This window comes from Nocardiopsis alba (assembly GCF_000710955.1).
Lineage (GTDB): Bacteria > Actinomycetota > Actinomycetes > Streptosporangiales > Streptosporangiaceae > Nocardiopsis > Nocardiopsis alba.
Window position 1 is genome coordinate 94,189 of record NZ_BAZE01000008.1, and the last position, 14,699, is coordinate 108,887.

A 14,699-nucleotide genomic window follows, 5' to 3' on the forward strand; every position below is an offset into this window, starting at 1 on the left:
GGTGGACGAGGGGCGACCCCAGATGCAACACCGGAGGCCGCCCGATCATGCCCGTCGGGGTGTCACGACGTCAGGACGGCGAACACGATGATGCCCACGAAGAACAGCACCAGGAGCCCGATGACGACGCCGTTGGCGATCCACGCGTAGCGGGTGAACCGGGAGACCTTCTCGTGGTCGTACTGCTCGCTGACGGCCATGATCGAGAAGATCAGACCGACCGCGGCGAAGATCCCGTAGCAGGAGATCACCAGGAGGACGGAGACGACCAGCGCCGCGATGGCGCCCCCCTTGGGCGGCGGCACCGGGTAGGGGGAGTGGAAGTGACCGGGCGGCGGCGGATAGCCGGGGCCCTGGCCGCCGTAGGGGTCGTGTGGGGGACCGTAACTCATATGTGGTTCTTGCTTTCACTGGGCGGGCGTCGCTGAGGCCCGGGGGTGTGCTGTCGGACGGGGTCGGTCAGATGCCGAGGAGCAGGATGAAGAAGGTGAGGACGAGCACCGGGATCGCGAACACCACGTACAGGGCGGTGTAGGCGAAGGTGCATCCCCAGGTGTAGCGGATGTATCGCTCGACGGCCTCGGTGTCGGGTACGCGCTTCAGTGCCATGACCCCCATGACGATCCCGGGGACGTTGGCGAGCACGATGAAGAACCAGAGCCCCATCGAGAAACCGAGGATCGGTACCACCAGTGTGAGCAGCGCGACGACCAGAGCGGCCACGGCCCCGCCCACACGGGGCGGCGGTCCGGAGGGGTCGAAGGAGGCACGACGCGGCGGCACCGGGGCGGTCCACGGCGGAGGAGGGCCGACCGTAGGGGGCGGAGGAGCGCCCGCGGAGCGGCTCGGCCCGGGGACGGGCGGGCGTGCGAGGGAGGCGGGCTCCCGGGTCCAGAAGGCTCGAGGGTCGTGCGGTTCACCGTTCAAGGTCCACCGAGCCTCCTTTCGATCGATGCCCGACCCGTTCGGGTCGTTCGCGCCGTTTCTGGTCGCATACCCGTCTCGTCCGTATCGGACGCGGTCGGCTCCCTCCCGGTTCTGCCAATCCGGGGTCAGTACTGTGTCACGTCGACGATCCCTTGGATCCAGTCACCCGCCTGGGTGAACATCACGAAGGTCAGGATCACCATCACGAAGAACATGACCCCCGCCGCTCCCAGGCAGTACCAGGAGTAGCGGGTCAGGACCTCGGCCTGATCCGGCCGGCCCCGGTCCCGCGCGTGCGCCGCCCGCACCGCGAACGTGATTCCGGCGATGCCGAAGATCCAGTTGGCGCAGCACAGGGCGGTGATGGAGTGCAGGATCAGCGCCATGGTGGAACTACTGGAGGCGCCCCCGTTCGCGGTGGAGGAGGAGGCTTCGCGCTCCTCGTCCCGTTCCCGCTCCGGGGCCCGATCCCGACCCTTCGGCGTACGGTCCTCGTGCCCGCGGTCGCGGGGGGACGAGGCTCCAGGGGGCAGTGACGCGTTGCTCATGTGGGACTCTTCCCGGGTCCGGACCAACCGATCAGACGCCACTCTAGGGGGTGGCCCCGTCAGGGCGGGCGAGGCCCGGGGCGGTCCGGGCGCGCGCTCAGGCGTCGTCGTCCCCCGCGGCCAGTTCGGCCAGGCCGGTGACGCGGTGGAGCGCGAACCGTTGGACCGCGTCGCGGGTGGTGTCGTAGGCGATGAGGAAACCGCCGTCGATCCGCTCCGGCGCGACGATCCGGCCGACCTGACGGCCGTCGGTGTCGGTGTAGCCGATCCACACGCGGCGCTCGTCGGCGGCGGCCCGTTCCAGGACCTCCACCAAGGCGTTGACGCGGGCCCCGGCCGTGCCGTCCTCGGGCAGGAGCACGGGGACCCTCGCCACCGTCGCGGCCTCGTCCCCCGCGCGCAGGGCCCGGACGGCGGCGCGGATGCCGGCGGAGGTCGGGGCGGCCGAGGACTCGACGTCGGTGTCCGGTTCGGCGCGGCGTACCTCGGGTCGGCTCAGGCTCATGGCGCCGTCACCGCTCTCGGCCACGGGGTGGTAGCCGAGCCGGTCCAGCCGCTCCATCAACGCCGCCCGATTGAGCCCGCTCACCACGACGGTGGGGGCCAGGGCCACCAGTTCGAGGTCGGCGGCCCGCCGGTCGCCGACCAGTTCGGCGAGCAGCGAGGGTTCGTCGCAGCGCAGGTAGCTGGAGGCGCTGCCCGCCCTCAACCGGCCGTGTTTGCGGCCCACGTCGGAGACCAGGTAGCGCAGCGCCTGGGGCAGCGGGGTCCGCGAGTGACGTTCGAGCATCCCGATGATGTCGGTGGTCCCGCGTCCGGCGTCCAGGGCCCGGCGGATCGAGTCCTCGGTGAAGCGGTAGACCGTGGCGCCTCCGGTGGACTCCACGTCGGCGGTGAGCGCGAGCTCCCGGGCCAGACCGTTCACCAACGGGCCCGGGGCCACGGCGGTCAGGTCCCCTTGGACCAGGACGTGGTCCAGGGGCCGGGGCAGCCCGGCGGCGAGGATCTCGGCGGCGCTCTCCTCGTCGTCGACGAGCAGAGGGCGCGTGTGCTCGGCGAGGGCGCCCGCGCCGGTCAGGCCCAGGGCGGCCGCCTCGGTCAGGGCGGTCTCCACCAGTTCGGTGTGCACCGGAGAGCGACGCCGGGGGTGGCGCCAGTCCAGACGGGCGATCAGTGAGGCCGGGTCGGGAGAGGTACCGGGCTCGGCCTCACCGAGTTCGATCAGCACGTCGCGGCGTACCTGGGGAGCGGCGGGACGGACCAACCCCGGGCCGAGGACGTTGCGCACCCGACCGCCGGAGTCGCGAGAGCCGGCCAGGGAGGCCACCCGGTCCGAACCCGCCCAGGCGTGGGCCAGACGCAGCCACCGCCGTTCGGCCGGGCTCTCCCGCCACAGATCGAACTCGCGGGTGGGCAGCCATTCGCCGGACAGCCGGTCGTCGGTGCCGAGCAGCCCGGCGGCGCGGGCCGTCTCCAGGTAGAGGGCGGCGGTGGCGTCGTCGGTCTCCATCGTGCGGGCGGCCCGACGTAGATCGCGCACGCCCAGTCCGCCGTTGCGCAGGACCGCCGCGGGCTCCCGGGACCACTGTTCCAGCAGCTCCTCGATGGCGCGCAGGACGACGAAGGCCTGGCCGGCCGCGGCGCGTTCCACGGCCTCGGGGTCCCGCGCACGTCCCTCGAAGGGCGGGGGCGCTGTGCTCACGTCCCGGAACAGCACGTCCGAACGCAGGTACAGGCCGACCTCGCGGGGAAGGGTGAGCGTGTCGTCCCCCACCGGAACGAGCAGGCCTCGGGCGATGAGCGTCTCGACCGGGGAGGAGGCTGTGGCCAGGGTGATCTCCCGGCGGGCGTCCGAGACGGTGCCGTTGGGCGGCCCCCAGGCGAGCCCGTCCAGGAGCCGGTGCGCCGAGGCGTCGACCTCGCCGATCAGGCCGCGGATCCGATCGGGGTCGGACAGGGCGGTGGCGACCGCCTCCACGGGGGAGTCGGCGGTGCTGTGCGGCACCAGGTCGGCGGCCAGTCGTTCGACCGTACGATGCGGCAGGGCGGCCAACGGCACGCGGGCGGGCGGCCCCAGACGCGCCGGGTGGGGGAGCAGGTCGCGCAGGATCTGGACCGGGCGCAGCCGGCCCCGGTCGGGCCAGACCAGCGCCAGGGAGGCCAGGGTGCGCAGGGCGTCGTCGAGCGGATCACGCCCGGTGCCCCGCGCCGGGGTCATACCGAGAGCGCGGGCGAGGTCGACGGGGAGCGTGCCCACCGGCTCGGACATGCGGTCGTCGCCGAGGGCGACCACGGACTCCAGGACCTGGAGGGTGAACCGGTCGAGACGCTCCAGAGCGCGGAGCACGGCGTTGCGCGAGGTCGCACGGTGGGCCAGGGCGCCCATATCGGTCGGGACCGGTCGGGCCAGGTCCGGCCGGGCGCGCAGGAGGGCCGTGAGCTCGTCGTCGGAGCGCGAGCGGAGCCAGGCGGTGAACGTGGGAGGCCGTCCCGTGGCCGCGTCGTCGGCGGGGTCGCCGGTGGGCTCGGGCCGTGCGTAGTGCGTCATCGGATCCCACGCTAAGCGATCCGGCCATCGACGGTGTACCCGCTCCCCGGCCGGACCTCTCCCAGGTCGTCCGCCCCCACTTCGACGGCCGTATCGGAAGGGAATGGGACATCCGAAACAGAGGGGTGGGGGTTAAAAGGCGGTTCGTCGTCGGCCAATATGGGGCCATGACCCAGCGCTCGGAACAATTGGTACTCGACTATCTCTCGGAAGTCGGACTCGCGCTGCACGGTCGTGTCACGGCGAAAGAGCGGACGGCCTATCTGACGAGCCTGCGCGCGCGTATCGATGAGCGCCGAGAGGCGGCCGGCAACGACGATGTCGACACCGTGCGACGGATCCTTCGAGGTTTCGGAGCTCCGGAACACCTGGTCCAGGAGGAACTGACCGGGCAGGAGATGGACCTCGAGGACGACGAGATGATCCCGCCCAAACCCAGGCACGCGGACCGTCCGCCGCCGCCCTGGCGGGGCGGACCCGGCCAGGGGATCCTCGCCCTCCTGGAGGGGCCCGGGCAGACCGACCAGCGCCTCGACGGTAGGACCTCGCGTAGGCCCGGGGTGGTGCGCAACAGTCTGCTCCTGGTGCGTCACCGGGCTCCGGAGGCGATCGCCCTGCTCATGCTGACGCTCACCGGACTCTGGTGGGACGTCGCCTTCCTGTGGGTGCTCGGCGCCGCTCTCATCCTGCTCAGCCGCGTGTGGAACGCCAAGGACAAGTGGGTCGGGGTGGGGCTGCCCCTGGTGGCCTGCACGGTCGGCGTGGTCGTGTGGGACGGCGAGGCCAGGTTCATCGACCAGTACATCCAGCAGGCCCTTCCCGCCACGGGCGTCCCGGCCCTGGGTATCGCCTCCTTGGTATGCGTGTTCTATCTCTTCCCCAAGGCCGCGCGATCCGCGCGCGCGGCCGATCGCGCCGGCCGCTGAACCCGGCCGTCCCCCTTCCCCGCGTCGGAGGCCCGAGGGTCATCGCTTGGCAAACGCTGGGAATAACCTTTTCCGGTCGGCCCGTTACGGTGCATCCGTACGTGCGGCTTCGGGTAGTCATTTCGGTACACCGCCGCTTTCGCTTCACGGTGGTCACTTCAGGTGAACCTGCCTCCAGCAAGGACACCGACCTGTCGACGGCGCCCCCGACTCCGCCGAGTCCCGTCCCACACTCCGCAACCAGCGGTGACGGGGGCGACGCCGACGTCGACGAGGCCCGGGTGAGTCGTCCCCGGGCCTCGTTCACGTACCGCCATATCGGCCCCGCCACATTTCCTCTCGCTTTGGGAAGCGCCCGGGTACTAGCCTTGTGTCCGACTTTGGAAACCAGGGGTCGCCGGGGTGGGGGAAAGGGTGGACGACACCGTTTCCACCTCCCCACGCGTCACCCGCCAGTGAAAGCATGAGGTCTCTACCGTGCCCACCGGTAAGGTCAAGTGGTACGACGGCGACAAGGGTTTCGGCTTTCTCACCCGTGACGACGGCGGAGAGGTCTTCGTCCATTCCACCTCTCTGCCGCCCGGAACCACATCGCTGCGCCCGGGCCAACGGGTCGAGTTCGGTGTGGCCGAGGGCCGTAAGGGCGCGCAGGCCCTTCAGGTGAAACTGCTCGACGCGCAGCATTCCGTGGCCAAGGCGCGACGCAAGAAGCCCGATGAGATGGTGGTCATCACCGAGGATCTCATCAAACTCCTGGAGAACGTCTCCAACGGCTACCGACGGGGCCGCCACCCCGACAAACGCGAGGCGTCCCGTGTGGCGGCGGTCCTGCGCGTGGTCGCGGACGACCTGGAGGCCTAGGGCCGTGTCGTGGCGGGGACGTTCCGGTCCCCGCCACGACACCGTTCCGGACCCGGTGCGACACGCGGAGAACGCGGTGGCCAGGGTGTTTCCGGTAGGTCCATGAGCCTGTCGGACCCGGCTCGGACGGTGTATCGGACGAACCTTGACCCTCGTTGTGGTCAAATCGGTGCCCCCGATCAGTGAGAATGGGGAACGTGAGCCCTTCTCGACGTTCTCCTGTACCGGACAAGGCATGTATCGACGCGGTGGATCTGGCCCGCTCGGTGGCGGCGGAGGTCGGGCGACCCGAATGGGTGGGTGAGCATCTCACCGCCCAGGTCGAGGACACACGCCTGGTCACCCACTACTTCGAGTGCCTGGACCCCGCCTACCCGGGGTGGACCTACGCCGTGACCGTGGTGCGCGCCTCGCGCGCGAAGAAGGTCACGGTCAACGAGGTGGTCCTGCTGCCGGGCGAGGGCGCGCTGACCGCGCCCGCGTGGGTGCCCTGGAAGGAGCGACTGCGCCCGGGCGACGTCGGTGTCGGGGACCTTCTCCCCACCGACGAGGACGACGAACGACTCGTCCCCGGCTACACGCAGGTGCCCGAGGGCGAACTCGACGCCGAGGGCATGGACCAGCAGATGGTGTGGGAGCTCGGCCTGGGCCGACGCCACGTCCTCTCCGAGACCGGCCGTGAACAGGCCGCGGAGCGCTGGTACAACGGCGACGCCGGCCCGCGCAGTCCGATCGCCACGGCCGCCCCCGCACGGTGCGGCACCTGTGGCTTCATGACCCCGCTCGCCGGGGAGCTGCGCCAGATGTTCGGTGTGTGCACCAACGAGTACGCCCCGGACGACGGCAAGGTCGTCTCGCTCGACCACGGCTGTGGAGCCCACTCCGAAGTACGCCGACCCGGCCCGCGCAACGAGCCGGTCGCGCCGGTCGTCGACGAGATGGGGTACGACCACATCGTCTTCGACGACACCGCCGAGCTGGAGTTGGTCACCTCCGACTCCTGAGCCACGACGGGCCGATCCACCAGGACCCGGAACAGGGCCCCGTCGCCTTCGCGACGGGGCCCTGACGCGTACACGCCATGTCCCGGCCCGAGGCCGTCTCCGGCCGCGCGTGGGCTAGGGTCGAGCTGTCCACCACACTCACCTTGCCGGGCCCGTGCGCGTCCGCGCGCCGGACCGACCGGAACGCGCACCCGCGCGAGGAGCAGACGATCATGGCCGAGCCGGTGAACCCCGTGGCGAACGACCCCTACGACACCGCCGAACTGCGCAGACGTGTGCTCTCGGCGTGGGCGGACGCCCCCGCGCGCTTTCGGGAGGACGCCAACGCCGAGGAGGACTTCGGCCTGGGCGGCTACCGCGACCGTGTGGTCGTCGAGCTGGCCCAGAACGCCGCCGACGCGGCCCGTCGGGCCGGGGTGCCCGGGCGCCTCCTGTTGGCCCTGGACGGGGATCGCCTCACCGTGGCCAACACGGGCGAGCCCCTGACCGTCGAAGGGGTGGAGTCGCTCGCCACTCTGCGGGCCTCCGCCAAACGCGACGATCACGGCTCCGCCGGGCGGTTCGGGGTCGGGTTCTCCGCGGTGGTGGCGCTCAGCGACAACGTCATCGTGGACTCCGCCGGCTCGGCCGTGCACTTCAGCGCCGAACGCGCCAGGGCCGTGCTCGCCGACCTGGTCGACGCCGACGGCACCCACGCCGACCTCGCCGACGAGGTGGCCCGCCGCTCCGGCCACGTGCCCATGCTGCGGCTGCCCTTCCCGGCCGACGTCAGCCCCGAACACCCCGAGGGCGGATACGACACGGTCATCACCCTGGTGCTCCGCGACGAACGCTCGGGTGAGCGCGTTCGGGAGCTTCTGGACCGCACCGGGGAGGCGCTCATGCTGGCCCTGGGCGGGCTGTCCGAGGTGCGGGTGGTGGTCGATGGCGTCGAACGCGTCCTCACCCGTGAGGACGGCGACGAGGCCGTCGGCGGCGACCTGATCACGACCCACCGGAACGGGGGCGGCACGCGGGTCACGCACTGGCGCGTCATCGAACGTTCCGGGGAATTCGACCCCCGACACCTGGAGGAACGGCCCACCGAGGAACGCGAACGCACCTCGTGGTCGCTGACCTGGGCGGTCCCCGTCGACGAGGACGGCGGAATCGGCGCGTTGCCCGCCGACGTCGAGAGCGTCGTGCACGCGCCCACACCCACCGACACCGAACTCGACCTGCCCGCGGTCCTCATCGGCACCTTCCCGCTGGGATCGGACCGGCGGGCCGTGCGTCCCGGTGCCGCCACCGACCTGCTGCTCATGGAGGCCGCCGAGGCCTACTGTGCCCTGCTGCGCCGTTTCGCCCCAGGGGCCGCCCTGGACCTGGTCCCGGCCACCCGGGTGGGCGGCGGCGCCATCGACGCCGTCTTCCGCGCCAGGGTCGCCGAACCGCTCCAGGACACCCCGTTCCTGGCCACCGCCGCAGGGCATCCGATCGCCCCGCGCGACGCGGTCCTGCTCGACACCGGTGGCTCCTCGAGCTCTCCGGAGCTCGTCGAACGGCTCGCCGAACTCGTTCCGCCGCTGCTGTCGGGGGACCTGAGCCCCCGCCATCCGGCACCGGCCTCTCTGAGGGTGCGCCGCCTGGGCCTGGCCGACCTGGCCGACCTGCTGGCCGACGTCCAACGCCCGCCGGCCTGGTGGGCCTCGCTCTACTCGGCGTTGGCCGCGGCCGGGACCGGTGGGGCCGACCTCGACGAACTCGGGGCCCTGCCGGTGCCGCTGGCCGACGGTCGCCTGGTTCGAGGGCCGCGCTCGCTCCTGTCGCCGACCGACGACTGGACCGAGACCACCGACGCCGACGGAACCCGTATCGACCCGGGCGCCCTGGCGACGCTGGGCGTGCGGGTGGTCCACCCCGAGGCCGCGCATCCGCTCCTGCTGCGTCTGGGCGCCGTGGAGGCCGGAGCCGCCACGGTGCTGGCCGACCCCCGCACCGAGGCGGCGGTACGCGATTCGCTGGACGCCGATGACCCCGAGCCGATCGCCGAGGCGGTCCTGGACCTGGTCGCCGCCTCCGGCAGTACGGTCGAGGATCTTCCCTGGCTCTCCGAGCTGGCCCTGCGCGACGACGAGGACGGCTACTCGATCGCCGCCGAGCTCCTCGTCCCCGGCGCCCCGCTCGCCGACCTGCTGGCCGAGGACGCGCCCTTCGGGACCGTGCACGAGGACCTCGTCCACCGCCACGGGATCGACGCCCTGCGCGCCGTGGGGGCCGTCTGGGAGCTCACCGTGCTCCGCGCCGAGGAGGTGGCCCTGGGGGAGGACCCGGCGTCCGCCTTCGACGGGACCGCCGGCGAGGGCGGGCCCGACGGGCTGGAGGAGTGGGCGGACGAGGTCGTCGAACGGCTCGGCGATCCGGACCTGCCCCCCGTCGTCCCCGAGCTGGTGTGCGTCGCCGACCTGGACTACATCGCCGACGACGCCTGGCCCCGGGCGTTGGAGATGCTGGCCACGGGGCCGTTGCGCGAGGCCGTCACCGAACCGGCCCGACTGCTCATGCCCGACGGTCGGGTCGTGGACCTGCCCTCCTACACCGCCTGGTGGCTGCGGAGCAGGGCGCTGCTGGGCGGGCACGCGCCGGTGGAGCTGCGCACCGCCGACGCCGATCCGGCGCTGCGCGGACTCTACGACGAGGTGCCCGCCGAGGTGGACCCGGAGTTCGCCCGGGCCCTGGGGGTGCGGACCTCGCTGGAGGAACTGCTCGCCGACCCGGACGGGCCCGACGACCTGCTGGCCCGCATGGCCGATCCGGAGCGGCACGTCGACCGGGCGTCCCTGCGCCGCCTGTGGACGGCGCTGGCCGACGTCGACGCCGACCTGGTCTCACCGCCCACCCTGGTGCGGGCGGTCGGCGAGGGACGGATCGTGGTCGCCGACGCCGATGACGTCGTGGTGGTGGACTCACCCGACCTGTTGCCCCTGTTGGAGGAGCGGCCGGTCGTCCTGGCCGCCACCGAGGTCGCCGAACGCCTCGCCGACGTGCTCGACCTGGACCTGGCCTCGGAGATCGTCGTGGGCAAGGTGACCTCCGCCGGGCGGGTCAGGGCGGTGCCGGACGAGATGGAGCCGTTCCTCGCGGACGCGGAACGGGCCGACCGCACCTACCTGCACCACGAGAGGCTCGTCGTGGACGGGGTCGAGGTGGACTGGTACGTCGGAGACGGCACCGTGCACGCCTCCGGGACCGAGGGGCTGGCCCGGGCGCTGGCCCTGCGGGCCGGACGATGGTCGCGTCGTCACCTGCTGGCGGCCGTCCTGCGCGACCCCTCGGCCGCCGCGCGGCTGCTCACCGAGGTCGACCTGGAGTAGGGGCGAGTCTCAGCCGAGGGCGGCGAGGAGCCGCTCTCCCAGGCCCTCCTCGGGGTCGTCCCAGGCGGTGACCTCCACCGGGTCCCCCACGGACACCGTCCCGGGGGCGGTCACGGCGAACTTCGACCCGAAGGCCACACCGCCCGTGTCCACCCGACGGTAGCCGGCCAGGGCGCGCAGCGGCTCGGGGCCGGAGCGCACTCCGGTCGTCTGGTCCACGGTGGTGACCGCGCAGCGGACGCACACCTTGGCGTAGCCGAGCTCCGCCCCGCCCACGCGGACCGAGCGCACCCGGTCCTCGGTGTGCGGATCGTCCCAGCCCGACACCACGATGTTGGGGCGGAAACGCTCCATGGGCACCGGGGAGCCGCCGGAGGCGAGGACGCGTTCGTTGAGCAGGTCCAGCGAGGACAACGAGGTCATCAGCGCGGCGTGGCCGTCGGCGAAACCGGCCGTGCCCGCGATCAGGCCGCCGGTCACACGCCGGTGGTCGGAGGGCACCCGCACCAGACGGCTCGGCGTCCCCAGGGTCTCCGTCAACCACGCTGCGGCCTCGTCGCCCTGGTCGACGCCCTGGAACGGCTTTCCGTGCATGGTCACGTCCAGACGGGGCCCCTCGACGACGGTCTCCAGTTCCACGGGCGTGTGTCCGTCGATGGACAGTGAGAGCCGGGAGCCGTCGGAGGAGAGGCCGGGGACGATCCGCGCCATCCGAGGGTCCTTGCGCTGACTGCGGAAGGTCCCCGCGTCGTCCACCACCATGAACTCGCGGTCGTGGGCGATACCGGCGGGGGTGAGTCGGGCGGTGGTCAGGGTCAGGCCCGCGCACCCCTTCACGGGATGGACGGTGAGCGCGTGCACACGTGCGAGAGGAGCGGCGGTCATGCGTTCACGCTATCCGGACCCGGTCGGGAGGGGTATCACCAGGCCCCTCGTGATCAGCGGGCGACCCGGAAGAAGCCCTCGGAGATGAGGGTGCGCAGAGCCTCGGGGGTGCGCTCGCGGATCATCTCGGGGTCCTCGCCCATGAGTTCGGCGATGGCGTCGAGCAGCGGCCCCACCGGCATGGTGCCGTCGCAGACGCTGGCCAGGGCGGCCTCCACCGTTCCGACCCGTGCCACACGACGGGCGCCCTCACGCTGGCGGAGCAGGATCTTCTCCGGGTCGGGGGCCCCGGGGACGGCCACACGCTCCTCGATCACGCCCGGGGCGAGCGCCACGTGGGCGGACAGCAGCGCCGCGTCGGTGAGGCGGTGGGCGGTCATCGCCCCGTCCACGACGTCGGGAAGGTAGCGGCCGACCGGCTGCTCCACCTCGTGGCGCAGCTCCTCCACCCGGACGGTGGCGTCCTGGGCGACGTCGTTGCGCAGGCTGATCCAGCCGAAACCGATGCCCTTGATGCCCTCGCGCTCGAAGTAGTCCAACCAGGCGTCGTAACGGCGGGTGTACTCGGGGGTGCCGTGCTCGCAGGAGTCGCGCAGCCACAGTTCCACGTACTCGGCCGGGTCCTGGACGTCACGCTGGACCACCCAGCCCGAACAGCCGGTGCCGGTGATCCATCCGCCGACGCGGTCGGCCCAGTCGTCGCCGTCGGTGTGCGTCCAGTTGGCGAGGAACTGGGCCCAGCCGCCCTCGGTGAGGTGGGCCGGTGCCTGGCGGACCAGCTCGGCGCAGACGGTGTCGCCGGGAAGGTCGGACTCGCGGTAGGTGAATCTGGCGGTCTCCGGGGTGATGACGAACGGGGGGTTGGAGACGATCAGATCGAAGCGCTCGCCCTCCACCGGCTCGAACAGGGACCCCTGGAGAAGACGCGCGTCGGTGATGCCGGACAGCGCCAGGCTGATCCCGGCCAGGCGCACGGCGCGCGGGTTGAGGTCGGTGGCGACCACCTCTTGGGCCCGGGAGGCCAGGTGCAGGGCCTGGACACCACAGCCGGTGCCCAGGTCCAGGGCGCGTTCGAAGGGCCCGTCGACCATCAACCGGGAGAGGTTGGCCGAGGCCCCGCCCGCGCCGACGACGTGGTCGTGACCGGGGACGTCGCCGCTGCCCGGACGCACCTTGGGGTCGGAGACCACGAAGCCGGGACGGTCGTCCTCCAGTTCCCACGGGCCCAGGTGGACCAGGGCGCGCACGACCGGGCCCTCGGGGCCCTCGTCGACGGTGACCAGCCCGGTCCGGACGAGTTCGTCCACGGGAAGGATGGCGGCGGCGGCGCGCAGCGGGATGGGGCTGCGCAGCCACCACAGGCGAAGGAGCAGCCCGAGACGTTCCTCCCCGCCGGTGGCGCGCAGGGCGGGCACCAGCTGTTCGCGGGCCAGGGCCTTGGCCGCGGCGTCGCCGAGGCGATCGCGGACCCCGGACACCGTGTAGTCGGCATCGATGAGGATGCCGCGGAGGCGGTCGGCGAGAGCGCGTGGGAATTCTGTCTCAGACACCCGCCCATTATCGGTCAGGCCGGCGGTGCCCCGGTGGTGGCGAGGGTGTGAGTCAGGAGGTTCCGCTTCGACGTTCGGCCCGATCGGCGGCGCGTTCCGCCGCGTTCTCCCGCTTACGGAACAGACGGGGGATGTAGAGGAAACCGAAGACACCGAGGGCGATTCCGGTCACACAGACGCCGATCCACCACCGTTCCGAGGCGGGGAGCCCGTCGCCCATGGCGAGCAGCACGACGAGGGCGACCGCCCACGCGATGGTGCCGATGGCGGCCGGCACTCGGTAGTCGCTTTCGTGAACTTCCGGGTCGGGCCGGCGAGGTGTACGCACGGCCTCAGGCTATCCGGTGCGGCCTTCGGGGGAGTGAGGTGGACCGTACCGCGAGGTCGGAGCGGAGATGCGTTGGTCACATCCCATGAGCAGGTCATCCGACCATATGGCGATTCCTATGAATCTCGTGCGAAAGGTGTGTCCCGGGTTGTATGAAGATGCAACTAATCTGGCCCCGAATCCTCGTTGTCCCGTAACACGACCAGGTCAGGCTGATGACGTGAACGCACCAACTCCCTCCTCCTCGGACACCCGCAGAGCCCCTGCGGGGCCCCTGGACGCCTACTTCAAGATCACGGAGCGGGGCTCCACCCTCGGAACCGAGATCCGCGGTGGCTTGGCGACCTTCTTCGCCATGGCCTACGTCGTGGTCCTCAACCCGCTGATCCTCGGCACGGCCGAGGACGTCAACGGCGACCTGCTCGGGATCCCCGAGGTCGCCGCCATGACCGCCCTGGTCGCCGCGATCTCCTGTGTCCTCATGGGCATCGTCAGCCGCTACCCCTTCGCCATCGCGGCGGGCATGGGGCTCAACGCGGTCGTCGCCTACGGGATCGCGCCCCTCATGCCCTGGGCGGACGTCTTCCTGCTGATCATCGTCGAGGGCATCTTCCTGCTGATCCTCGTGCTCACCGGGTTCCGCACCGCGGTCTTCGCGGCGATCCCGCCCGGGCTCAAGGTGGCCATCGCCGTCGGTGTGGGCCTCTTCCTCGCCATGATCGGTCTGGCCAACGCCGGCTTCGTCCAGGCGGGCGAGGGCACCCCGGTCCAGCTCGGTAACGGCGGCCTCAACGGCTGGCCCATCCTGATCTTCGTCATCGGCCTGCTGATCAGCATCGCCCTCTACGTGCGCAAGGTCCGGGGCGCCCTGCTCCTGGGCATCGTGATCACCACGGTCCTCGCCATCATCGTCGAGGCGGTCTTCGGCGACGGCGGCGATCGTCTCGGTTGGGGCGCGATCGTCCCGAGCCTGCCGAGCAGCCTCGGCGACGTCGTCGCCATGCCCGACGTCTCCCTGTTCCTCCTCTTCACCGACGGTGGGTTCAACATCGTCGCGCGCTGGTCGGACGTCGGGATCGCCACGGTCCTGATGCTGATCTTCACCCTGCTGCTGGCCGACTTCTTCGACACCATGGGCACCATGGTCGGCGTCGCGCGTCAGGGCGACCTGGCCGACGAGGACGGCAACATCGAGGGCACCCGCGAGGTGCTGGTCGCCGACTCCCTGGGCACCGTCCTGGGCGGTATGGGTTCGGCCTCGGTCGCCACGCTGTACGCCGAGTCCGCGGCGGGTGTCGCGGAGGGTGCCCGTACGGGTCTGGCCCCGATCGTCACCGGCTTCATGTTCGTGATCGCGGCGTTCTTCACCCCGCTGGTCAGCCTGATCCCGTTCCACGCCGCCACCCCGGTGCTGGTGATGGTGGGCTTCATGATGCTGACCCAGGTCACCAACATCGACTTCAAGGACCCGGCGATCGCCATCGGATCGTTCATGGCGATCACGATGATGCCGTTCACCTACTCGATCGCCAACGGCATCGGCTTCGGTCTGATCGCCTACGCCTTCGTCATGATGGTGACCGGTCGCGCCCGCCAGGTGCACCCGCTGCTCTGGCTGATCTCGGTGGTCTTCCTGATCCACTTCGCGGAGGCGCCGATCTATGCGCTGATCGGCTGATTCCTCCCGAATCACCAGGGTGTTCCCTCCGGCACATCGGGCTCGAACCCGTGTGTCGGGGGAATGAGAACGACTGTGGACGGCGTTGGCT

At 71.5% G+C, this 14,699-nt stretch carries 12 protein-coding genes; 5 read left to right on the forward strand and 7 right to left on the reverse strand.

The annotated features are described in order from the left end of the window. Nucleotides 1-62: 62 nt before the first annotated feature. The 4 genes from TR33_RS15910 to TR33_RS15925 form a co-directional block, all read right to left on the reverse strand. On the reverse strand, nt 63-392 hold the full coding sequence (locus tag TR33_RS15910) for a hypothetical protein (RefSeq protein WP_017533247.1): 330 nt from the start codon (nt 390-392) through the stop codon (nt 63-65). A 67-nt stretch (nt 393-459) separates the two neighbouring features. Beyond that, the gene (locus TR33_RS15915) at nt 460-783 is read right to left on the reverse strand and encodes a hypothetical protein (RefSeq protein ID WP_014911761.1); all 324 of its coding nucleotides are present in this window, start codon (nt 781-783) and stop codon (nt 460-462) included. A 269-nt stretch (nt 784-1,052) separates the two neighbouring features. Further along, nucleotides 1,053-1,475: a hypothetical protein gene (locus TR33_RS15920; protein ID WP_042283874.1), complete on the reverse strand. Its 423-nt coding sequence runs from the start codon at nt 1,473-1,475 to the stop codon at nt 1,053-1,055. 97 nt (nt 1,476-1,572) lie between these two features. Beyond that, nucleotides 1,573-4,023: a helicase-associated domain-containing protein gene (locus TR33_RS15925; protein WP_017533248.1), complete on the reverse strand. Its 2,451-nt coding sequence runs from the start codon at nt 4,021-4,023 to the stop codon at nt 1,573-1,575. A gap of 167 nt (nt 4,024-4,190) precedes the next feature. Here TR33_RS15925 and TR33_RS15930 point away from each other — a divergent pair, with 167 nt between their 5' ends. The 4 genes from TR33_RS15930 (at nt 4,191) to TR33_RS15945 (ending at nt 10,167) form a co-directional block, all read left to right on the forward strand. Beyond that, entirely contained in the window at nt 4,191-4,949 is a 759-nt protein-coding gene (locus tag TR33_RS15930) for a hypothetical protein (RefSeq protein WP_042283876.1), read from the forward strand. 477 nt (nt 4,950-5,426) lie between these two features. Further along, nucleotides 5,427-5,810, forward strand: a complete 384-nt coding sequence (locus tag TR33_RS15935) for a cold-shock protein (protein ID WP_026124752.1) — start codon at nt 5,427-5,429, stop codon at nt 5,808-5,810. A gap of 248 nt (nt 5,811-6,058) precedes the next feature. Continuing rightward, nucleotides 6,059-6,814, forward strand: a complete 756-nt coding sequence (locus TR33_RS15940; RefSeq protein WP_026124753.1) for a DUF3027 domain-containing protein — start codon at nt 6,059-6,061, stop codon at nt 6,812-6,814. A gap of 212 nt (nt 6,815-7,026) precedes the next feature. After that, a complete protein-coding gene (locus TR33_RS15945; protein ID WP_042284010.1) occupies nt 7,027-10,167 on the forward strand; it encodes a sacsin N-terminal ATP-binding-like domain-containing protein in 3,141 nt (1,046 codons plus the stop codon). Between the two features lie 9 nt (nt 10,168-10,176). Here the strand turns inward: TR33_RS15945 and TR33_RS15950 are convergent, their stop codons facing one another. The 3 genes from TR33_RS15950 to TR33_RS15960 are packed head-to-tail and all read right to left on the reverse strand — an operon-like array spanning nt 10,177 to nt 12,930. Continuing rightward, the gene (locus TR33_RS15950; RefSeq protein WP_036567658.1) at nt 10,177-11,052 is read right to left on the reverse strand and encodes an MOSC domain-containing protein; all 876 of its coding nucleotides are present in this window, start codon (nt 11,050-11,052) and stop codon (nt 10,177-10,179) included. Nucleotides 11,053-11,105: 53 nt separating this feature from the next. Further along, nucleotides 11,106-12,602 carry a DUF7059 domain-containing protein gene (locus TR33_RS15955; RefSeq protein WP_014910585.1) on the reverse strand — a complete coding sequence of 499 codons (1,497 nt, stop codon included), beginning with the start codon at nt 12,600-12,602 and terminating at the stop codon, nt 11,106-11,108. A gap of 52 nt (nt 12,603-12,654) precedes the next feature. Continuing rightward, nucleotides 12,655-12,930, reverse strand: coding sequence for a DUF2530 domain-containing protein (locus TR33_RS15960; protein WP_026124756.1), 276 nt, complete (start codon nt 12,928-12,930; stop codon nt 12,655-12,657). A 220-nt stretch (nt 12,931-13,150) separates the two neighbouring features. On the opposite strand from TR33_RS15960, the gene TR33_RS15965 reads away from it, so the two are divergent. After that, a complete protein-coding gene (locus TR33_RS15965) occupies nt 13,151-14,608 on the forward strand; it encodes an NCS2 family permease (RefSeq protein ID WP_026124757.1) in 1,458 nt (485 codons plus the stop codon). Nucleotides 14,609-14,699: the final 91 nt, after the last annotated feature.